The organism is Klebsiella sp. WOUb02 (assembly GCF_050058015.1).
Classification (GTDB): Bacteria; Pseudomonadota; Gammaproteobacteria; order Enterobacterales; family Enterobacteriaceae; genus Klebsiella.
Genome location: NZ_CP170110.1, coordinates 958,168 through 979,260, shown reverse-complemented (window position 1 = coordinate 979,260; position 21,093 = coordinate 958,168). Strand labels below are relative to the sequence as shown.

Here is a 21,093-nt window from a genome sequence, read left to right as displayed (position 1 = left end):
TTATTCCGCTGCACAATAAGGCAACCATTCCCGCAACGCGTAATTTCCGATGCATCGTTTGCATAATTACCCTGATATTCAGGTCATGTTTCGCCGCCTGCTGATCGCCACGCTGATCGGTATATTGGCGGCGCTCGCCGTGGCGCTATTTCACGGCGCGATGGCGCTGCTGGAAGCATTACTCCTCAACAACCGTAGCGGAAGCCTGGTCAACGCCGCCGCGTCGCTGTCGGGGTGGCGGCGTCTGCTGACGCCGGCGGCCGGGGGACTTGCCGCCGGCACTCTGCTCTGGCTCTGGCAGCGCCGCACCCGCCAGCGTCCGCATGCGCCGACCGATTATATGGAGGCGCTGGAAACCGGCGACGGCCGCTTCGATACGCCCGCCAGCCTGCTCAAATCCTGCGCTTCGCTATTGGTGGTGACGACCGGCAGCGCCATTGGCCGCGAGGGGGCGATGATCCTGCTGGCGGCGCTGGCGGCCTCGCTTTTCGCCCGCCGCTTCACGCCAAAAGATGAGTGGAAACTATGGGTTGCCTGCGGCGCCGCCGCCGGGATGGCCAGCGCCTATCACGCTCCCTTAGCCGGAAGCCTGTTTATTGCCGAAATTCTGTTCGGCACGCTGATACTGGCCTCGCTCGGCCCGGTGATCGTTTCAGCGGTTGTCTCGCTGCTGGTCAGCAACCTGCTAAACGGCAGCCAGCTGCCCCTTTATCAGGTGACGCTCAACCTTCCCCTCAGCGCCGTTCACTATGGGCTGATGCTGGCGACCGGCCTGCTGGCCGGGCTCTGCGGGCCGCTCTTCGTCTGGTTGATGAGCTGGAGTCATCGCAGCTTTCTGCGCCTGCGCCTGTCGCCGCCCTGGCAGCTGGCGCTCGGCGGCGCCATTGTCGGCCTGCTGTCGCTGCTCACGCCGGCGGTATGGGGCAACGGCTACAGCACGGTGCAGAGCTATCTCCAGTCGCCGCCTCTGCTGGGCGCGATCGCCCTGGTGTTCGCCTGTAAACTGCTGGCGGTACTGGCCAGCAGCGGCTCCGGAGCGCCCGGCGGCGTATTTACGCCGACGCTGTTCGTCGGGCTGGCAATGGGGATGCTGTTCGCCAGCTTCAGCGGCCTGTGGCTACATAGCTCTGAAGTGGCCATTATGCTGGGTCTGGCAGGAATGGCGACGTTTCTGGCGGCAACAACGCATGCCCCGATTATGTCGACCCTGATGATTTGTGAAATGACCGGGCAATATGAGCTGCTGCCCGGTTTATTGATGGCCAGCGTGCTGGCGTCGGTGCTTTCCCGGACGCTACGCCAGGACTCGATCTACCGCCATCACCTCGCCTAGCCGCGCCAGGTCGATATACTGGCTCAGCTCGCGCTGCTCGGCGCGCGGTAGATAGGGCAGTTCGCCAATCAGCGGCCCCGGCAGCTTTTTGCTTAAGACGTCGATGATTTCAGCGTAGTGCGCCAGCCCCGGATTAATGCGGTTGGCGACCCAGCCGATAAGCGGCAGGCCGTCATTAGCGATGGCCTGCGCGGTCAGCAGGGCGTGGTTGATGCAGCCTTCCTGAATGCCCACCACCATTAGTACCGGCAGCTGCTCCTGCACCACCCATTCGGAAAGCGGTCGCAGATCGTTCATCAGGCTGCGCCAGCCGCCGGTCCCTTCAACCACCACGTGGTCAACCTGCGCGCTCAGGCGCTGCAGGCCGTCCGTCAGCAGCCCGTAGTTGATCGGCCCGCTGTGCGCCACGCTGCTTTCATCTTCGCTTAGCGCTATGGGATTGACGGCATCATAGGGTAATGCCAGCGTCGACACGCTTTGTAGAATCAGCGCATCTTTGTTCCGCAACCCGTCCGGCGTCTCTTTGCTGCCCTTCGCCACCGGCTTATATCCGGCCACGCTTTTGCCATCAGCGGCCAGCGCCTGCAGCAGCGCACGCGAGACCACCGTCTTCCCGACGGCGGTGTCAGTACCTGTTATAAAGAAACGCTTAAACATCACTAACCCCACAGTTATATTGATGAAATATATATCCGTCAGCCATCAGGCAGCATTGCGGTTAGCGTCATCGCTCACCCAGGACGCTTACCGGAGTAAGGGGCGGGATTCCCTGCGTGGCGGCCTTCCTGCGGCGTGATTTTTGCGGATATAGAGAGAAAATGGCTACTAAACTGTGGGAAAAGTCTACGCGAAGCCGATGAATGCCGGCTTGAGATAGCGCAATTTTTAGTGTGACTATGAAAAAATGTTAACCCTGTAACAGTCGTATCAGCAGCGATCCGTTATAGAGGGCATCCTTGACCAGCGCGGCGCCGGCCATGGTTCCGCGGTTGGAGAACTGGGTGCTTTCGACGGTAATATGTCGGCTATAGGCCGGCAGCGACTGTTGACGAATGCAGTCAGAAATAGCCGGAAACAGGATATCCGCCGCGAGGCTAAACGGAGAGCCGATAAGAATTTTTTGCGGGTTGAAGAGGTTAACCATGATCGCCAGTATCCGTCCGACGTGCTGGCCGACGCCGCTAATAATATCGCGAGCCAGCAAATCCCCCTGCAGCGCCGCCTGACAGAGCCACTCAACGCTCAGCGGCTGCTGGTGCAGCATTGAACTCATCGATTTGGCCATCCGCACCTGAGCAAGCTCCAGCACGCTCTCGACGCTGGCAATAGTTTCCAGACAGCCGTGGTTGCCGCAGTAGCAGCGTTTGCCGTAAGGGTCGACCTGAGTATGGCCTATTTCCACCAGGCTGCTGCTCCCGGCATGCAGCAGGCGACCGTCGGTAATCACCCCGGCGCCAACGTTATGATCAATCACAACCTGAATCACGTCCCTCGCCCCTCTGGAGGCGCCAAACAGCGACTCCGCCATGGTCCAGGCGCTGATATCGTGCTGAATATAAACCGAAACCCCGGTATGGTTGGCCAGCACTTCGCCGAGCGGCAGATCCTTGACCTCATCATAAAACGGCATCCGATGAATGATGCCATTCTCGGTATCGATAATTCCCGGCATGGTGACGGCAATCGCGGTGAGGCGTTCCAGTTTCTTTTGATGGCGGATAAAAAAGCGGTCGATATGCTCAACGACCCGCGTCAGAAACGGCTGTTCATGCTGTAGCGCCAGCTCGAGCTGCTCTTCGACCACCAGCTTGCTGCTTAAGTCCCGCAGCGCGAGGTGAATCTCTCCCCGGCTGATGCGCACCGAAAGATAGTGCCAGGCCTCGGTTTCAACCATCAGGCCCACCGCCGGACGTCCGCGGCTGCCCGGATCCTGGATTTCCGTTTCCTGCACCAGATGCGCTTCCAGCATCTCGCGGACAATTTTGGTGATGCTGGCAGGCGCCAGCTGGGCAAAACGGGAGAGGTCGATGCGCGATACCGGGCCAAGCTGATCGATCAGGCGATACACTGCTCCTGCATTGGTCTGCTTTATTTGATCGATATGGCCAGGCTGACTATCCGCTACCACCTTTGACTCCCTTTATTTTCGCGCTTCGAAATAAACTTTCGGCTATGGTGAAGCACTTCGACGGTGCCCGTCAAATTTTTGCTTAGCCTTGTGATTTACCGCACAATTTTAAGCTGATTTTGTCCTAATTATGCAGCAGGGCGGCGTGCAAAAGCTGCTCCCGGAAGCGCTGCGTCGCCTGACCCTGTTCGCGATGTTTTGACCACACCAGCCACATTTCGGAAACCGCGTCCTGCTCGACGATCGGCAGCCAGCGCATTTCGTTGAGCTGAACCCGCTTAAACGAGGCCGGCAGAATGGAGACGCCCAGTCCGGATGAGACCAGGCCGATAATCGTCATCGCCTCGCCCACTTCCTGGGCTATCGTCGGCGTGAGGCCATAGCGGCGCATCAGGCCGAGAATATCGTCGTACAGCCCGGTGCCCACGTGCGGGTCAAAAAAGACAAACGGCTGACTCGCCAGTTCCGCCAGGCTAACCGCCCCCTGGCGCGCCAGCGGATGATCGCTGGGCACCATTGCCAGCAGCGGCTCGCGCAGAATGCACTGCCACTCCAGCGTTTCCGGCAGCTGGGTGTTGCGCATCAGCCCCAGATCGAGCGCCCCTTCGTTAAGCGGCACAATCTGCTCCCGGGTGTTGGTTTCCCGGGTCTGGATATGCACGTCCGGATAGCGGCGGCGAAAGGTCGACAGGGTATCGGAGACGGCCTTAATAAACGGCGCCGAGGAGGTAAAGCCGATATGCAGTTCGCCGGTTTCGCCGTGGTGCAGCCGCCCCGCCCGCGCGGCGGCATCCTCAACCTGGGTGAGGATTTGGCGGCTATCGGCCAGAAACTGCTTTCCCGCCGCCGTCAGGCTGACGCTGCGGTTGGTGCGGGCAAACAGCCGGGCGCCGATCTGCTGCTCGAGGATCTGAATCTGCTGGCTAAGCGGCGGCTGAGAGATATTCAGCCGCGCCGCCGCGTGACCAAAATGGAGCTCCTCGGCAACGGCAATAAAGTAGCGCAGGTGACGCAGCTCGATATTCATATTTAAAACGTCTTATTTGAGATTATTAATATATTAGACAGAATATTTACATTTTCATACCCTAAAAATGTGATCTGTGAGGTCACTCAACCCCCGAGTTTCTCAGCAAGGATTTTCCGTGAGTCGTACAACTACCGTTGACACCGCGCCGGCAAGCGAGGTCATCGACAATGTGGTATCCCAGCCAAATCAGTTTATCAAACGCGGTACTCCCCAGTTTATGCGCGTCACCCTGGCGCTCTTCTCTGCCGGTCTCGCAACCTTTGCCCTACTCTATTGCGTGCAGCCGATCCTGCCGGTGCTGTCGAGCGAGTTCGGCATCTCGCCGGCCAGCAGCAGCATTTCGCTGTCGATTTCCACCGCCATGCTCGCCGTCGGGCTGCTGTTTACCGGTCCCGTCTCGGACGCCATCGGGCGTAAAAAGGTGATGGTCACCGCGCTGGTGCTGGCCTCCTGCTGCGCCCTGCTGTCAACGGTCATGACCACCTGGCACGGGATCCTTCTTATGCGCGCGCTGATCGGCCTGTCGCTCAGCGGCGTGGCGGCCGTCGGCATGACCTATCTGAGCGAGGAGATCCATCCCAGCGTGGTGGCCTTCTCGATGGGGCTCTATATCAGCGGCAACTCGATTGGCGGCATGAGCGGGCGCCTGCTGACCGGGGTGTTTACCGATTTCTTCGGCTGGCGCGTGGCGCTGGCGGCGATCGGCTGCTTTGCCCTCGCCTCAGCCATTATGTTCTGGCGAATTTTGCCGGAGTCGCGCCATTTCCGTCCGACTTCGCTGCGGCCAAAATCCCTGCTGATTAACTTCCGCCTGCACTGGCGCGATCGCGGCCTGCCGCTGCTCTTTCTCGAAGGGTTCCTGTTGATGGGGGCTTTCGTGACGCTGTTTAACTATATCGGCTATCGTCTGATGATGTCGCCGTGGTCGCTGAACCAGGCGGTGGTCGGTCTGCTCTCGGTCGCCTATTTGACCGGAACATGGAGCTCGCCGAAGGCCGGGGCAATGACCGCCCGCTACGGGCGCGGCCCGGTGATGCTGGTCTCTATTGCGGTGATGCTTGGCGGCCTGCTGCTGACGCTTTTCGCCTCGCTGTGGCTGATATTCAGCGGCATGCTGCTCTTTTCGGCCGGTTTTTTCGCCGCGCACTCGGTCGCCAGCAGCTGGATTGGCCCGCGCGCCCGCCGCGCCCGCGGCCAGGCATCCTCGCTGTATCTGTTTAGCTATTATCTGGGGTCAAGTATTGCCGGGACCTTAGGCGGGGTGTTCTGGCATAACTACGGCTGGAATGGCGTGGGCGGCTTTATCGCTCTGATGCTTACGGCAGCACTGGTTACCGGCGCTTGTTTACACAATCGTCTCAAATAGCAACTCATCACGTGGCCTTTACGGCCACGCTGCTCACCACATTCCCAGCACCGATGACGCCCCCAGCAGCTCTCTGACGGCATCGATTGACAGTAGTGCGATAAACAGCAAGGTGAACGGATTCATATTTACCCCGCATCAGCGGCCCTGACTCGCTAAGAGTCTAGCCGCTGGTTGAGAAAGAATCTGCTATCCTGGCCACATCATAATGACATGCTGTCGCCGCGCTTATCGCGGCAGGCAATTCACGCGCGTCACTCGACCCGTCCGCAGGATCAGGATAGTGTAGGGGTCAACAGGCTACGCCTCTCGTTCACTTGCAACAGGTCAGAATTTACTATGGCAGAAAACACAAACTATCATCAGCTTACCCGTACTTTTCAACGTCTGTCGCGCTTTTCACATCTGGGCGCCATCGCCGGATGGGATATGTTCGCCATGATGCCGCCGGGCGGCAGCGCGGCGCGCGGCGCGGCGCTGGCGGAGCTGGGCGTGCTGCAGCACCAGATCCTGACCGACAACAGCGTGGCCCAGGCGTTGCAGAACGCCCTTCAGGAAGATCTTAACGACGTTGAGCAGGCCAACCTGCGTGAAATGAGCCGCCAGCACGCCCAGGCGGCACTTCTGCCGGAGAGCCTGGTCGAGGCTAAATCGCTGGCCGGCAGCCGCTGCGAGCACGCCTGGCGCAGCCAGCGTCCGGCCAATGACTGGGAGGGCTTCGCCGAGAACCTGCGCGAAGTCGTCAGGCTGAGCCGTCAGGAAGCGGCCCTGCGCGCCGAAGCTAAGGGCTGCTCGCCCTACGATGCCCTGCTGGATATTTTCGAACCCGATATGACCAGCGCCCGGCTGGACGTGCTGTTTGCCGACCTCAAATCCTGGCTGCCGTCGCTGCTGGCGAACGTCGTTGAAAAACAGGCGCAGCGTCCGCTCATCGCGCCGCAGGGCCCGTTCCCCATCGCCGACCAGCGCGAGTTGGGGCTGGAAGCGATGAGCATGCTGGGCTTTGACTTCAACACCGGGCGTCTGGATATCAGCGCCCATCCGTTCTGCGGCGGCGTGCCGCAGGACGTGCGCATCACCACCCGCTATAACGAAGACGATCTGCTGAGCGCGCTGTTTGGCGTTATCCACGAAACGGGTCACGCCCGCTATGAGCAGAATTTACCGCGCAAATGGCTCGATCAGCCGGTCGCCCTCGCCCGCTCAACGGCGATCCACGAATCACAAAGCCTGTTTTTCGAAATGCAGGCTGGGCCGCAGCGACGCGTTTTTAAACCGTCTGCTGCCCGCCGTTCGCCAGCGTTTCGGCGAGCAGCCGGCGTTCGGCAGCGAGAACTTCATCGCCTGGAATCAGCGCGTCAAACCCGGATTTATTCGCGTGGACGCCGATGAGGTCAGCTATCCGGCGCACGTGATTCTGCGCTATGAGATTGAACGGGCGCTGATCGATGGCGACATCGAGGTTGAGGATATCCCGGCGCTCTGGGATGAAAAAATGCAGAGCTGGCTGGGCCTCTCCACCACCGGTAACTATCGCAACGGCTGCATGCAGGATATTCACTGGACCGACGGCGGCTTTGGCTACTTCCCTTCCTACACGCTGGGGGCGATGTACGCGGCGCAGCTGATGGCGGCCGCCAGACGCGCGCTGCCGCAGCTGGAGAGCCAGATTGCCAGCGGTGATTTCTCCAGCCTGTTCGGCTGGCTGCAGCAGAATATCTGGCAGCACGGCAGCCGTTTCACGACCTCTCAGCTGATCCACAACGCCACCGGGGAAGATCTGAACAGCGACTACTTCCACCAGCATCTGACCTCCCGCTATCTGTAAACCTTCGCGCCGGGCAACGTCCCGGCGCGCTATTTCCGCATGATGATCCGCGTCGTACATTCGGTTACACGCCGATACCAAACACTCACGGAAAGCTCGAAAAGAGAGGCATATAGTTCTTTCACCGGCCCCGCAGTGGGGTTGAATGAAAAAAACCTTTTCGAGGATATCAGAATGAAAAAAGTATTAGCTCTGGTCGTTGCCGCTGCTATGGGTCTGTCTTCTGCTGCTTTCGCCGCTGACGCGGTAAGCACTACTCAGGCTCCGGCTGCTGCGACTCACAGCACCACTGCCAAGACCACTCATCACAAGAAACATCACAAAGCCGCCGCTAAACCAGCCGCAGAGCAGAAAGCTCAGGCTGCGAAAAAACACAAAAAAGCCGCTGCTAAACCAGCCGCTGCCCAGAAAGCTCAGGCCGCTAAAAAGCACCACAAAACCGCTGCTAAACCAGTAGCTCAGAAAGCTCAGGCTGCGAAAAAACACCACAAAGCTAAGCACCACGCTGCGGCTAAACCTGCTGCACAGCCGGCGGCATAATTCCCCGGTTAGTCTGGTATCGTAATAAATCGGCGCTGCTTCAGCGCCGTTTTTTTCTGGAGGATACTATGCTGCGACGCTACCGTTTCGAGCTCATTCTGATCCTGCTGATTATCTGTGCGCTGGTTGCGACGCGCTTTTTTCTCTACTAACGCGACACCGCTTAATCATCCCCTTCGATCGGATAACCCGCCAGGCGGATCGCATTTCGACAATCGCTGACTCCCGCCGCATAGCCCGCTTCAATTTCACATACCGGACTCGCACTGCATATCGGCAACCTGACCGGCGTTGCCAGCCGTCGTTCGAGCAGCCCGATCTTCTCCCGGGCGGCCAGAAGTTCGGCGGCGAATTGCGCAATATCGTCTCTTCCACCGTCCGCCGCGGCGCGAAGCGCCTCGTTATCTATCATCGTTTTTTCTCCTCTCTTTCGAGCATAGCCGCTTTCTTATATCCGGTTACCGATCAGCTGCCAGAGATTATAGCCAAAGCCGTAGAGGGCTAAGGCCAACAGAAAAGCGGCCGAAATCGTCGTCAAACGCCGGGTGTGCGCCAGCGTCAGCCAGCGATGAATGGCGAGAATATAAAGTGAGAGTACGCCGAGGTCGATAACCACCCACAGCGCGGTCAATATCCCAAGGCTCAGTCCGGTATTCGCGGTGATATGTATAAACTGCGGAAAAAACGCGACAAAAAACAGGATGTCTTTGGGATTCGCCAGCGCGGTGATAAACCCTGCCACCAGTCCACCGCCGCGGCGGGCAGCCGGGCCCGGGGCAGAAGCTGCGCGCAGCATCCCTGCCGCCAGAAAGGCAATGTACAGCGATCCGCCGATAGCCACCAGCGTCAGCGCCTGCGGATCGAGGCGCAGCGCGCCGGTCAGCGTTGCCGCAGCGATGGCAATCAGCAGCAGCGAAGCCAGATCTCCGCCAACCATCGTCCGCACCGCCCGGGCGTAGCCCTCCCGCGCTGCCGTCCCGGTCACCAGCAGCACCACCGGACCCGGGGTCGCAATCAGGGCTAAGACCGTCAGACAATATCCCGCCACCAGCATGTAGTTCATGATAATAACTCACTTAATGATTCGATTTTCTACATTCTGTCCTCTGATTTAGCGGTTGAAAAACGAGAAATGGTGAGTTTGAATGTGAGCATAACTCACAATAGAGACCCATAACGATGTCAACGCCTCCGCTGTATGCCCTGCGCGCGTTTGAAACCGCCGCGCGGCTGGGCTCATTTAGCCAGGCCGCCGCCGCCCTGCACGTGACCCCCGGCGCGGTCAGCCGACATATCGGCACCCTGGAAGCGTGGTTCGAATGCCGGCTGTTTGTTCGTCAGGGGCCAAAGGTGATCATCACCGATGCCGGGCAGCAGCTGGCAACCGCGCTGGAGGAGAGCTTTTCCGCCATCGACAGGGCCTGCTATGCCCTGCGCCGGCAGGCGGGAAAGCTGCGGCTAAAAGCCCCGTCCACCCTAACCATGCGCTGGCTGCTGGCGGTACTGCAGCAGTTTCGCCAGCAGCATCAGCGTCCTGAAATCGAGCTCAGCAGCGTTTGGATGGACAAGGACAGCGTGGATTTTGCGCGGGAGCCGTACGACTGCGCGATCCTCCTCGGCAACGGGAACTTTGGCGCGGATAAGCGCCAGACGCAGCTGTTCGCAGAGTGGCTGATCCCGGTCTGCGCCCCAACAATGACCGCCGCGGCGCGGGAGGATTTAACCGCCTGCCCGCTGATCCATCCGACCACCGATCGTCGGGACTGGCGGCGCTGGCTGCAGCATAGCGAGCTGCAGCCGGCGGTCGATCTCTCTCAGGGGTTGGTTTTCGATAGCCTTGAACAGGGCAATATGGCGGCCATGAGCGGGCACGGCGTTTCGGTGGGGGATCTGCTGCTTAGCCAGCAGGCGCTGCGGGCGGGATTGCTGACGCTACCGTTTCCGCAGGCCGTCGCGACCGGTGAGGGATACTATCTGGTGTGGCCGGCAAATACGCTCAGCCCGCAGCCCATCGCTCAGCCTGCGGGCATTTTTGCTCGCGCACGTTCCGGAACCTTTTCCCGAAGAGATCCAGCGTCGGGGACAGGTGCCGCAATAACGTGCCGCGATACGGCGGCGGTTTACAAAACGCTGACCGCCTGCGCCACCAGATAGCCTGCCGCGCCCCAGATAAAGACGGAGACAACGGACACATAAACCAACGCGCGAATACCTTTTTTCGACATACGTCCTCCCGAGACTGGAGCCAGAAATCACCGATATCATCGCGGGGACAACATCTCAGCTTGTTCAACGGCAGCTATCAATAACAGCATTTTGAGTGAGAAAATGTTTCGTTTTGCAAGTAAGCACAAAGGGTGTAAAGATGGGCGGTTTTTTGTGAAGTTGTTTGTTTTGTATAGCATTCGCCTGATGATGATGATCAACAAACGCCGGCAAAATCGATCGTCTCCGCGCGCGGATGGCGCCCTCTTTTTGGTACTTTCTGTAACCCGATATCAGTTGCTTCCCGGGCCGGTTTCTGCGGAAATGACAGCAGCACGAAATGCGCGCTAACTGGTTGAGTTATCGACCTTCTTTGCGTTAAAAGAGGCCACTTTACTGAGAGGTAACGGTCCGCGGACTTAATTTAAATTACTGTTAACTTTCATAAACTTAAATCTCCTGCTACTTTCAATATAGCGAAAATCATCCCCGGCGCGCTCAGCTATGCCGCAGGGTGGTGAGTATAATTATCTCCTCAGAGAGTGATATGCGTAGAGACGTACTGTTATTACTGTGTTCATTTTGCCTGCTTCCTCTGTTTGCGCACGCTGACGATGACGGCATGAGCGCGAAAGATATCAAGACCCTGTTTTTTGGCCATGATGACCGCAAGCCGATAAGCAATCCCGCCGAAGCGCCATGGGACGCCATCGGCCAGCTGGAAACGGCCAGCGGCAATCTATGCACCGCTACCCTGATCTCCCCCCACCTGGCGCTAACCGCCGGGCACTGCCTGCTGACGCCGCCGAAGGGGAAACCGGATAAAGTCGTCGCGCTGCGCTTTATCTCGCGCAAAAACGGCTGGGTGTACGAAATCCACGGCGTCGAGGGTCGCGTGGACCCGGCGCTAGGCAAGCGGCTGAAGGCCGACGGCGACGGCTGGATCGTCCCCGCCGCCGCCGCGCCCTCGGACTTTGGCTTAGTGGTGCTGCGCTATGCGCCTTCCGGAATCGCCCCAATTCCCCTGTTTCCCGGCAGTAAGGCCGACCTGACCGCCGCGCTCAAGGTCGCCGAGCGCAAGGTGACCCAGTCCGGCTATCCGGAAGATCACCTCGATAATCTGTACAACCATCAGGACTGCATCGTTACCGGCTGGGCGCAGACCGCGGTTCTGTCGCACCAGTGCGATACCTTGCCCGGAGATAGCGGCTCGCCGCTGCTGTTAAAAACCGATAGCGGCTGGCAGGTGATTGCCGTCCAGAGCTCGGCGCCGGGGGCGAAGGATCGCTGGCGCGCGGATAACCGGGCCATTGCGGTGACCGGTTTTCGCGACAAGCTGGAGACGCTGGCCGGCGAGTAGCCGTTAGCCCTGCTGCTGGCGCAGCTGAAGCAAAGAGGCGATCGGCATGGGCTCGCTAAAATAGTAGCCCTGCAGCTTGTCGCATCCCGCACGCTGCAGCAGCGCCAGCTGCTGCTGATTTTCCACCCCTTCCGCCACCACCGTCATGCCCAGGGCGCCGGCGATGCGCACGGTACCGCGCACCAGCTCCGCCGCCTGCGGATCGGTGTCGACCAGCCCGGCCAGCGATTTATCGATCTTCAGGGTGTCAAAACTGAAGCTGCGCAGATAGCCAATGCTGGAGTAACCGATGCCGAAATCATCGAGCGCAACGGCCGTCCCCAGCGCCTTCAGGTTTTCAATGGCCGCGCGGGCGCGATCGGGGTTCTCCATCACATAGCTCTCGGTGACTTCAATCTGCAGGCGGCGAGCCGGGAAATGGCAGCGGGCGAGGACCTGCATCACCCGCGACTCAAACTCCGGGTCGCGAAACTGCGCCGGCGAGATATTCACCGATAGCATCAGATCCGCCATCGGCTGCAGGTCGCAGCAGGCGCGATTGAGCACAAACTGACCGAGCGCATAAATCAGGCCGCTGCTCTCGGCGATGCTGATAAACGCGTCCGGCGGCAGCGCGGCCTGGGGCCGCCGCGGCCAGCGTATCAGCGCCTCCACGCCCTCCATGCTCAGCGTTCCGGCGTTGACTATCGGCTGATACCAGACGTCAAACTCGTCGTTTTCAAGCCCCTGACGGATGCTGCTTTCCAGATTCAGTCTGATACTGCCGGGCGTCGCTCAGCGTCTCGTCGTACCAGGTTGTGCGCCCCTTTCCGCTCTTCTTCGAATGATACATGGCGATATCGGCGCGGCGGAAAAGCTCGGTGCTCGAGCAGGTCGCCGGCGTTCCGCTGGCGATCCCCAGGCTGGCGCTGATATAGATTTTGCGCTCGCTCAGGCCAATCGGCGACTTCAGCAGCTCCAGCACCGCCCAGGCGAACGCCGACGCCTGATTGACCGCCTGCTCGCCGCCGACGGTCATGGCGAACTCGTCCCCGCCCATGCGCGCCAGCATCCCCCCGACGGGCACCCTCTCCTGCAGCTCGCGGGCGATGTGGGTAATCAACGCGTCGCCGACGTCGTGCCCGTAGTTATCGTTAACATCTTTAAAGCCATCGAGGTCAACAAACACCACGCTCTGCATCTCGTCCTGCGATCGCTCGCACACCACGTTAAGCCGCTCAATCAGCGCCCGCCGGTTGGGCAGCTGGCTCAGCCAGTCGGTCATGGCAATAGTGCGCGCCAGCTTTTCGCCGCGCGCCAGCTTATACAGCCCCAGGCAGCTAAAAAGGATAAACAGCAGGATCAGCCCGGCGGCCACCAGCGCGATCAGGCGAATGCTGCCGGATGCCGCCAGCGCCGCTTCCGCCCCCGGCAGCCGCGGCTGCCAGCTGAGGTAGCTAATAACCTCACCGGCGTTGGTGCGCAGCGCCACGCTATAGTCGCCGCCGGTTTCGCTGGTATGCAGATGGCGAATTTGAAACGTATCCCCGAGCTTTTGCAGCATATCAGGGTTGATGTGGCGGGTAATGACCAGATAGCGCCGCGTATCGTCGTACACCTGCAGGCGGCCTATAGTCGGGCGAATCAGGCCAATACCAATAAAAGCGATCCCCTCCCGGGTACGGGTGATCCCGGCCCAGGCGCTTTTGCCGCTGCGCAGCGCCTCGGCGTGCCGGGCGATCATCGTCTGCAGGCCGCTGCCGAAAAAACGGATATCCGTTTCATTAAAGGGCTGACTACGAAACGACCCCCACAGCACCCGATAGCGCTGATCGAGTACAAAGGTGCCGTCGTAGAGGTTATTTATTTTGAACCCCGAACCCCAGGTGTCGAACAGCCATTGGCTATCCAGCGTTGGCGCGTAGGCCTGCTTCACGGCGTCGTCCCAGATGGAGTTATCCAGCACCAGCGACATCACGCGGTTCACCGAGGTCTGCACCGCGCCGTTAACCGACAATACCGAGCGATGGCGATCGATCTCATTCGCCTTAAGGCCAATCAGGTGCTGGGACAGATAAAGCAGGAAAATGACGGAAGCGATCAGGCCTATCCCGGCGAGGAGAATAATGACCGACAGCGTTTTGGCCGAAGGAAGATGACGCCAACCAGGCAAGTTAACCATTCTCTGTCCTCATCGCGGCTGGGGGAAAACGCACCGAATATGCTCTTTTTTAAAGAGTAATACAGAGAACAGATTTTGCCGCCCGTGCAAACAGGCGGCGTTCGATCAGGCCAGTTTTATTAACACCATCCCGATAATCAACAGCATCACGCCGATCCAGCCTTTACTATTCAGGCGCTGGCCGAACAGGACCCAGCCGGCGGTGATGGTTGCCGCAATGCCGAAGCCGCCCCAGAGGGCGTAGGCCACCGACAGCTCAATCCACTTCACCGCCTGCGATAGCGCGCTGAACGCGCCCAGCACGGCGAGCAGCGACAGCGCGCCGTAGATCCTGCGGCGAAAACCGTCGGAATACTTTAAAAAGACGTTAGCGACAATTTCCAGCACGATGGCCAGCGCCAGCCAGGCCGCATGAACCCACTCAAACTGCTGCATGGGTCCTCTCTTCGGGCTGCTTCAGCGCCTTTTTGGTCCCGGACTTGATTAAAACAATCCCAACCACCAGCGTCGCCAGACCCGCCATTTTGACCACCGAGAGCGTCTCATCAAACAGCAGGACGCTGAACAGCGTGATCAGCAAAATACCAATACCTTCCCACAGAGCGTAGGCCACTCCGAGAGCAATTTTTTTAACCGCGAAGGCCAGAAAAATATATGAAAGCGCAATCATTGCCAGCATCAAAATAAAACCTGCGTGGCCGCCGCTGACGCTCGCCCATTTCATCGAGAGAGTCCCGGTAATTTCCGCAATGATAGCCAGGGCTAATAAAATCCAATAAAACATGATCCCTTCTCCTGCTTGAGAATATAATCCATGACGGCCTACAGCAAAGGTAAACCGAAAAAATTCTGACGTAGATTTAGCCGCGCGCAGTGCTGCGCCAGCTCAGGCAGAGAGGGAGGTTCTAAAGCGCTGAACGCCAGTGCTGTTCGCCGGCAGAGCGGGTGTTCAGGCAGGAAAATGGTGAGTGGTTAGAGATATAGAGACTGAACTGATGGTCCATAAAATTACAATTATCCGCGGTATTGCTTCTCGTCATTGCGGATGAAAATTGTCCTCGGTAGTTATACACGGCTTATTTGTAGCATAATGCTTCATTATACTCAAAGCCTTTGCATTTCTTTACTTCGACTATTTGATTTGGATTAGTTTTTTCTGATGCCGATCGCCATTATGATGGCGTGCCATTATTTTAATCTTGTCGGGTGATGATTTTATCGCCACCGGCAGAAGTATGGCGAACAATTACTCCACGGTCTGCGCGCAAAAAGTCGTGATTTTTTGTCGGCATCTGCGTCTACACTGTGAGGAAAACCGGGCTCTAATTTCAGGGATTCGTATGGCCAAACCCATCATCACTCTTAACGGATTAAAGATTGTCATCATGCTGGGCATGCTGGTCATCATCCTTACCGGCATCCGCTTCGCCGCTGATATCATCGTACCTTTTGTGCTGGCGCTGTTTCTCGCGGTAGTCCTTAACCCTTTGGTCCAGCTACTGGTGCGCTGTCGGGTGCCGCGCGTGCTGGCGATCTCGCTATTAATCAGCGCCATCGTCATGCTGGCGGTGATCCTGCTGGCCTCGCTGGGCACCTCGCTGAACGAGCTGGCGCGCACTCTGCCGCAGTATCGCGCGTCGCTATCGGAACCGCTGCAAACCATCACCCCGTGGCTGCAGAGGTTCGGCTTTACCGTTTCCGTCGTCGAGCTGAACAAATATATAGACCCCAACGCGGTGATGACGATGGTGACCGGCCTGCTGACCCAGCTCTCCAACGCCATGTCGTCGATCTTCCTGCTGCTGCTGACGGTGGTATTTATGCTGCTGGAGGTGCCGCAGCTGCCGGCCAAGCTGCAGCAGTTGATGACCCGTCCGGTTGAGGGCATGGGCGCAATCCAGCGCGCGCTCGACAGCGTCTCACACTATCTGGTGCTGAAAACCGCCATTAGCCTGGTGACCGGGCTGGTGGTCTGGGGCATGCTGGTGCTGCTGGAAGTGCGTTTTGCCTTTGTGTGGGGGCTGCTGGCTTTCGCGCTCAACTATATTCCCAATATCGGCTCGGTGCTGGCGGCGATTCCGCCTATTTTGCAGGTGCTGGTGTTCGGCGGCCTGTATGACGCGCTGATCCTGCTCGCGGGCTATCTGGTGATCAATCTGCTGTTCGGCAATATCCTCGAACCGCGGATTATGGGGCGCGGGCTCGGCCTCTCGACGCTGGTGGTGTTCCTGTCGCTGATTTTTTGGGGCTGGCTGCTGGGGCCGGTGGGAATGCTGCTTTCGGTGCCGCTGACCATCATCGTTAAAATTGCTCTTGAACAGAGCGAGAGCGGACGGAGCATCGCCTTCCTGCTGAGCGACCTCAGCAAGGATTAGCTCCCGATCCCTACTACGGGCTAACCGGCCCGTAGACCACTACTCCTTTGGCATTATTGATCCCCATCACATCTCACGCCAGTCATTCATTACTCTGAAGCTAACAATCTGCCCACGGGCTTAATTGATGCCCTGCGCCTCGCGTCGCACACTAACTTCCACACCATGACAGTCAAAACGATTTGTCGAATCAGGAGGTTAATAATGAGTGCCGAACAAACGACGGGACGGGTCTGGAACCGCCGCCGTACGGAAAAGCAGCGGCGACTGGCCGCCGCCAACGTCTCCGGTAAGGTTATCCCCACCGCACAGCTGGTCGACGCGCTGGAGCATCTGCTCGCCCCCGGCGATCGCGTGGTGCTGGAAGGCAACAACCAAAAACAGGCTGACTTCCTCTCCCGCATGCTGGCGGAAGTGAACCCGCAAAAAGTTCACGACCTGCATATGATCATGCCGAGCGTCGGGCGCAGCGAACATCTGGATCTCTTTGAAAAGGGTATCGCCCGCAAGCTCGACTTCTCCTTCTCCGGCACCCAGAGCCTGCGTATTTCGCAGCTGCTGGAGGACGGGCTGCTGGAAATCGGTGCGATCCACACCTATATCGAGCTCTACTCCCGCCTGTACGTCGATCTTTCGCCGAACGTCGCGCTGATTGCCGGCTACAAGGCGGATCGTAAAGGCAACCTCTATACCGGACCCAGTACCGAAGATACCCCGGCGCTGGTGGAGGCCGCGGCCTTCCACGACGGGATCGTGATTGCCCAGGTGAATGAGCTGGTCGACGACGAGTGCGACCTGCCCCGCGTTGACATTCCGGGTTCGTGGATCGATTACGTGGTGGTCGCCGATAAGCCGTTCTTTATTGAACCGCTGTTTACCCGCGACCCGCGCCTGATCAAGCAGGAGCATATCCTGATGGCGATGATGGCGATTAAAGGCATCTACGCCGAACATCAGGTGCAGTCCCTGAACCATGGCATCGGCTTTAACACCGCCGCCATCGAGCTGCTGCTGCCCACCTACGGCGAGCAGCTCGGCCTGAAGGGCAAAATCTGTAAGCACTGGACCCTGAACCCGCACCCGACGCTGATCCCCGCTATTGAAAGCGGTTGGGTAGAGAGCGTGCACTGCTTCGGCGGCGAGCTGGGGATGGAGGAGTATATCCGCGCGCGTCCGGACGTGTTCTTCACCGGCGCCGACGGCTCCATGCGCTCCAACCGCGCCTTCTGCCAGCTGGCGGGGCAGTACGCGGTCGATATGTTTATCGGCTCGACCCTGCAGGTTGACGGCCTGGCAAACTCGTCCACGGTGACCCGCGGCCGGCTGTCCGGCTTCGGCGGCGCGCCCAACATGGGCCACGATCCGCACGGCCGCCGCCACGCGACCCCGGCGTGGCTGAATATGATCACCGAGCCCGATCCGATGCAGCGCGGTAAAAAGCTGGTGGTGCAGATGGTGGAAACCTTCCAGGCCGGCGTGAAGCCCACCTTCGTCGAAAAACTCGATGCGATCGAGGTGGCGAAAGCCTCCGGCATGCCGCTGGCGCCGGTGATGATCTACGGCGATGACGTCACCCACGTGCTCACCGAAGAAGGCATTGCCTACCTCTACCGCGCTGAAAGCCTGGAAGAGCGCCGGGCGATGGTCGCCGCGGTGGCCGGGATCACCGATATCGGCCTTGGCGTCGACGCGAAGCGCGTTGCCGCGCTGCGCCAGAGCGGCAAGGTGGTTTATCCGGAAGATATCGGCATCCGCCGCAGCGATGCCACCCGCTCGCTGCTGGCCGCCGGCAGCGTAGCCGATCTGGTGGAGTGGTCCGACGGACTCTATAACCCACCGGCAAAATTCCGGAGCTGGTAATGAAACGACTCTCCCCCCGGCGCGCTGAAGCGCAAACCGGCTGGCTTGCCCGCACCGCCAGCGAGTGCCTGATTGACGAAGCGCGGCTCAGCCCCAAACCGGGGCTGGTCGACAGCCGCGGTCGCGGCGCGCATCTCGATTTAAGCCTCGCGCTGATGGAGCGTTCGGCCCGCAGCCTGCTCCCCACCTTTCAGGCATTGGCGGAGCAGAGCTGGCAGCGGCCGGCGGATATCGCGCTACGTGAAACCATCGGCCGCCTGGGCCGCGAAGGCGAGCGGCAGATGATGCTGGCCACCGATGGGGTGAATACCCATCGCGGAGCAATTTGGGCGCTAGGCCTGCTGGTTAGCGCCGCGGCGATGCTGGGCGGGACGGGTCATTCACGGTCGATCGCGGAGACCGCCGCGCATCTCGCCGCCCTGCCGGACGCCGCGGCGCCCAAAACCTTTAGTAAAGGCCTGCGCGCCAGCCGCCGCTGGCAGGTGCCGGGCGCTCGCGAAGAGGCGCAGCGCGCGTTTCCGCATATCACCACTCTTGCGCTACCGCAGACTGCGGCGCAGCCGGGCCGAGGGCGCCAGCGAAGACGAGGCCCGCCTCGACGCGCTGATGGCGATCATGACCTCGCTGAGCGACACCTGCGTGCTTTCCCGCGCCGGCATGTCCGGCCTTGAGGCCATGCAGCACGGCGCCCGCGCGGTACTGAACGCCGGCGGCTGCGCCACGGCGTGCGGACGCCGGGCGCTGGCGCAGCTTGACGCGCAGATGCTGGCGCAAAACGCCTCGCCGGGCGGCGCCGCCGATCTTCTTGCCGCCACCCTGTTTCTCGACCGGGTTGCCGGCTAACGCATTCAGAGGATGTTATGGAACAGATTAATTTGTCATTCCCTGCCAACCGCGCCCTCAGCGGCAAGGCCCTGGCAGGCGTAGTAGGCTCCGGCGATATGGAAGTGCTCTATACCGCCGGGCAAAACGCCACGCTTGAGGTTGATATCACCACCTCGGTGGACAACAGCCGGGCGCGCTGGACCGCGCTGTTTGAGCGGCTCAATTTAATCAACGACCTGCCCGCCGGACGGCTGGTGATCCATGATTTTGGCGCCACGCCGGGCGTCGCACGTATTCGCATCGAACAGGTATTTGAAGAGGTGGCCCATGCGTAACGATCGCAGCTTTATCGAATTACGGGCCCGCGAACGCGCCCGCACGCTGCTGGACGAAGGCAGCTACCGCGAATTGCTCGATCCGTTCGAAGGCATTATGTCGCCGTGGCTCGCGCCGCAGGGCGTGGTGCCGCAGTCCGACGACGGCATGGTGGTGGCTCGCGGCACCATTAACGGCCAGCCGGCGGTGGTGATTGCCATCGAAGGCACCTTCCAGGGCGGCAGCATGGGCGAAGTCTCCGGCGCCAAAATGGCCGCCGCGCTGGAGCTGGCGGCGGAAGATAACCGCAACGGCATCCCGACCCAGGCGGTGCTGTGCCTCGAAACCGGCGGCGTGCGCCTGCAGGAAGCCAACCTCGGCCTGGCGGCGATTGCCGACATTCACGCGGCGATTGTCGATCTGCGTCGCTATACCCCGGTAATCGGTATTGTCGCCGGCACCGTGGGCTGCTTTGGCGGGATGTCGATTGCCGCCGCGCTGTGCAGCTACCTGATCGTCACTCGCGAAGCGCGCCTTGGCCTCAACGGCCCTCAAGTTATTGAGCAGGAAGCCGGAATCGAAGAGTACGACTCCCGCGACCGCCCGTTCATCTGGAGCATGACCGGCGGCGAAATCCGCTATGCCAGCGGCCTGGTGGATGCGCTGGTCGATGACGGCGTTAACGCGGTGAAAACCGCCATGAACGACGCCATCGCCAAAGACGTTCCGGCCCAACATCGCAGCGACAAATACGCCGACTTCCTGACCCGTCTGAGCAACTTTGACACTCGTCAGCAGGCCGACACCGCGCAGATTAAACAGCTTTTCGCCGGGGAGGTGAAATGATGACTCAGTCCAATAGCCGTGGAGCCCTGTGGCTGGAAAAACTGGCGCCAAATGCGCCGCGCATGACTGGCCTGTGCCCTTCAGTACAGGTCGCCGACGGTGAACTGAACAATGAGGCCGTACGCTTCATTGCCGTGGTGCCCGATGCCAATAACCACTATCCGCGCGCCGCGAAAGGCGAAGTGGGTCTGCTGGAAGGCTGGACGCTGGCAAAAGTGGTGAATGAAACCATCGATGCTGACGCGAACCGCGACGTGAAGCGCCCGATTGTGGCGGTGATCGACGTCCCGAGCCAGGCCTATGGCCGTCGGGAAGAGGCTTTCGGCATTCACCAGGCGCTGGCCGGCGCCGCAGGGGCTTACGCGAAAGCGCGCCTGGCGGGCCATCCGGTGATCGGGCTGATCGTTGGCAAGGCGATGTCCGGGGCGTTTCTGGCGCACGGTTATCAGGCCAACCGCCTGATTGCCATCAACGATCAAGGCGTGCTGGTGCATGCGATGGGCAAAGAGTCCGCCGCCCGTATCACCCTGCGTACCGTCGAGGCGCTGGAAAAACTGGCGGCGACCATTCCGCCAATGGCCTATGACGTCAGCAACTACGCCACCCTCGGTCTGCTCTCCGATCTGCTGAACCTCAGCAACCCGGACGCGCCGTCCGATGCCGATCTGGCGCTGGTGGAGCTCACCGTACAGAAGGCCATTTCCGATGCACGTAAAGACCCCACGCTGAAAAACCGTCTCGGCGCGGAGAATCGCCGCAGCTCTGCCCTGGTTCGCGAACGGATGCGCGCCAGCTGGTAACGGGCAACCTCAGAAGTACGTAAAAAAAGACCTGCCGAAAGCGGCAACCGTCGGGCGCAGCATAGCGCCCACGGCATACCGCTTTTAGAAAATTATAAACATCGCAAAGGTTCTCTATTTT

General features: G+C 59.8%; 20 protein-coding genes and 2 pseudogenes. 13 read left to right on the top strand and 9 right to left on the bottom strand.

Annotated elements, in window-relative coordinates; translation table 11 throughout:
- Nucleotides 1-49 precede the first annotated feature (49 nt).
- Nucleotides 50-1,333, top strand: coding sequence for a voltage-gated ClC-type chloride channel ClcB (gene clcB / locus ABOC21_RS11500; RefSeq protein WP_426814632.1), 1,284 nt, complete (start codon nt 50-52; stop codon nt 1,331-1,333).
- On the opposite strand, the gene bioD is transcribed toward clcB, so the two are convergent.
- The 3 genes from bioD to ABOC21_RS11485 form a co-directional block, all read right to left on the bottom strand.
- Complete coding sequence (gene bioD, locus ABOC21_RS11495) at nt 1,295-1,990, bottom strand: dethiobiotin synthase (RefSeq protein WP_426814631.1); 696 nt, start codon at nt 1,988-1,990, stop codon at nt 1,295-1,297. The two genes, clcB and bioD, sit on opposite strands and share 39 nt — an antisense overlap.
- 250 nt (nt 1,991-2,240) lie before the next feature.
- Nucleotides 2,241-3,461 (bottom strand): sugar metabolism global transcriptional regulator Mlc, encoded by a 1,221-nt coding sequence (mlc, locus tag ABOC21_RS11490; protein ID WP_426814630.1) that lies wholly within the window; start codon nt 3,459-3,461, stop codon nt 2,241-2,243.
- A 124-nt stretch (nt 3,462-3,585) separates the two neighbouring features.
- A complete protein-coding gene (locus ABOC21_RS11485; RefSeq protein WP_426814629.1) occupies nt 3,586-4,488 on the bottom strand; it encodes a LysR family transcriptional regulator in 903 nt (300 codons plus the stop codon).
- 118 nt (nt 4,489-4,606) lie between these two features.
- Between ABOC21_RS11485 and ABOC21_RS11480 the strand changes: the two genes are divergently transcribed.
- Nucleotides 4,607-5,857 (top strand): MFS transporter, encoded by a 1,251-nt coding sequence (locus tag ABOC21_RS11480; RefSeq protein ID WP_426814628.1) that lies wholly within the window; start codon nt 4,607-4,609, stop codon nt 5,855-5,857.
- A 33-nt stretch (nt 5,858-5,890) separates the two neighbouring features.
- Here ABOC21_RS11480 and ABOC21_RS11475 read toward each other — a convergent pair whose 3' ends face one another.
- Nucleotides 5,891-5,983: a KPN_01571 family protein gene (locus tag ABOC21_RS11475; RefSeq protein ID WP_223261803.1), complete on the bottom strand. Its 93-nt coding sequence runs from the start codon at nt 5,981-5,983 to the stop codon at nt 5,891-5,893.
- A gap of 213 nt (nt 5,984-6,196) precedes the next feature.
- Between ABOC21_RS11475 and ABOC21_RS11470 the strand changes: the two genes are divergently transcribed.
- The 3 genes from ABOC21_RS11470 (at nt 6,197) to asr (ending at nt 8,225) form a co-directional block, all read left to right on the top strand.
- On the top strand, nt 6,197-7,249 hold the full coding sequence (locus ABOC21_RS11470) for a hypothetical protein (protein ID WP_426814627.1): 1,053 nt from the start codon (nt 6,197-6,199) through the stop codon (nt 7,247-7,249).
- Nucleotides 7,236-7,685: a hypothetical protein gene (locus ABOC21_RS11465; RefSeq protein WP_426814626.1), complete on the top strand. Its 450-nt coding sequence runs from the start codon at nt 7,236-7,238 to the stop codon at nt 7,683-7,685. Before ABOC21_RS11470 ends, ABOC21_RS11465 begins: the two co-directional genes overlap by 14 nt.
- 174 nt (nt 7,686-7,859) lie before the next feature.
- Nucleotides 7,860-8,225 carry an acid resistance repetitive basic protein Asr gene (asr, locus tag ABOC21_RS11460; protein ID WP_426814625.1) on the top strand — a complete coding sequence of 122 codons (366 nt, stop codon included), beginning with the start codon at nt 7,860-7,862 and terminating at the stop codon, nt 8,223-8,225.
- Between the two features lie 163 nt (nt 8,226-8,388).
- On the opposite strand, the gene ABOC21_RS11455 is transcribed toward asr, so the two are convergent.
- Both ABOC21_RS11455 and ABOC21_RS11450 read right to left on the bottom strand, forming a co-directional pair.
- Nucleotides 8,389-8,637 (bottom strand): hypothetical protein, encoded by a 249-nt coding sequence (locus ABOC21_RS11455; RefSeq protein ID WP_426814624.1) that lies wholly within the window; start codon nt 8,635-8,637, stop codon nt 8,389-8,391.
- Nucleotides 8,638-8,673: 36 nt separating this feature from the next.
- Nucleotides 8,674-9,288 (bottom strand): LysE family translocator, encoded by a 615-nt coding sequence (locus ABOC21_RS11450; RefSeq protein ID WP_426814623.1) that lies wholly within the window; start codon nt 9,286-9,288, stop codon nt 8,674-8,676.
- Nucleotides 9,289-9,404: 116 nt separating this feature from the next.
- Here ABOC21_RS11450 and ABOC21_RS11445 point away from each other — a divergent pair, with 116 nt between their 5' ends.
- A complete protein-coding gene (locus tag ABOC21_RS11445) occupies nt 9,405-10,379 on the top strand; it encodes a LysR substrate-binding domain-containing protein (RefSeq protein ID WP_426814622.1) in 975 nt (324 codons plus the stop codon).
- A gap of 598 nt (nt 10,380-10,977) precedes the next feature.
- Nucleotides 10,978-11,790 carry a trypsin-like serine peptidase gene (locus ABOC21_RS11440; protein WP_426814621.1) on the top strand — a complete coding sequence of 271 codons (813 nt, stop codon included), beginning with the start codon at nt 10,978-10,980 and terminating at the stop codon, nt 11,788-11,790.
- 3 nt (nt 11,791-11,793) lie between these two features.
- Here the strand turns inward: ABOC21_RS11440 and ABOC21_RS11435 are convergent.
- The 3 genes and pseudogenes from ABOC21_RS11435 to mdtJ form a co-directional block, all read right to left on the bottom strand.
- Nucleotides 11,794-13,951: pseudogene (locus ABOC21_RS11435) on the bottom strand (putative bifunctional diguanylate cyclase/phosphodiesterase).
- Between the two features lie 105 nt (nt 13,952-14,056).
- Nucleotides 14,057-14,386, bottom strand: a complete 330-nt coding sequence (mdtI, locus tag ABOC21_RS11430) for a multidrug/spermidine efflux SMR transporter subunit MdtI (protein WP_426814620.1) — start codon at nt 14,384-14,386, stop codon at nt 14,057-14,059.
- Nucleotides 14,373-14,735, bottom strand: a complete 363-nt coding sequence (gene mdtJ, locus ABOC21_RS11425) for a multidrug/spermidine efflux SMR transporter subunit MdtJ (protein ID WP_426814619.1) — start codon at nt 14,733-14,735, stop codon at nt 14,373-14,375. The genes mdtI and mdtJ overlap by 14 nt, the downstream gene beginning before the upstream one ends.
- Nucleotides 14,736-15,291: 556 nt before the next feature.
- Between mdtJ and ABOC21_RS11420 the strand changes: the two genes are divergently transcribed.
- From ABOC21_RS11420 to mdcE, 6 genes and pseudogenes are all read left to right on the top strand, one after another.
- Nucleotides 15,292-16,326: an AI-2E family transporter gene (locus ABOC21_RS11420; protein WP_426814618.1), complete on the top strand. Its 1,035-nt coding sequence runs from the start codon at nt 15,292-15,294 to the stop codon at nt 16,324-16,326.
- Nucleotides 16,327-16,530: 204 nt separating this feature from the next.
- Complete coding sequence (gene mdcA, locus ABOC21_RS11415; RefSeq protein ID WP_426814617.1) at nt 16,531-18,186, top strand: malonate decarboxylase subunit alpha; 1,656 nt, start codon at nt 16,531-16,533, stop codon at nt 18,184-18,186.
- Nucleotides 18,186-19,029: pseudogene (locus tag ABOC21_RS11410) on the top strand (triphosphoribosyl-dephospho-CoA synthase). The gene mdcA and the pseudogene ABOC21_RS11410 overlap by 1 nt, the downstream one beginning before the upstream one ends.
- Before the next feature lie 17 nt (nt 19,030-19,046).
- A complete protein-coding gene (gene mdcC / locus ABOC21_RS11405) occupies nt 19,047-19,346 on the top strand; it encodes a malonate decarboxylase acyl carrier protein (protein ID WP_426814616.1) in 300 nt (99 codons plus the stop codon).
- Nucleotides 19,339-20,172 carry a biotin-independent malonate decarboxylase subunit beta gene (locus tag ABOC21_RS11400; RefSeq protein ID WP_426814615.1) on the top strand — a complete coding sequence of 278 codons (834 nt, stop codon included), beginning with the start codon at nt 19,339-19,341 and terminating at the stop codon, nt 20,170-20,172. Before mdcC ends, ABOC21_RS11400 begins: the two co-directional genes overlap by 8 nt.
- Nucleotides 20,172-20,972 carry a biotin-independent malonate decarboxylase subunit gamma gene (gene mdcE / locus ABOC21_RS11395; protein WP_426815469.1) on the top strand — a complete coding sequence of 267 codons (801 nt, stop codon included), beginning with the start codon at nt 20,172-20,174 and terminating at the stop codon, nt 20,970-20,972. Before ABOC21_RS11400 ends, mdcE begins: the two co-directional genes overlap by 1 nt.
- Nucleotides 20,973-21,093 lie beyond the last annotated feature (121 nt).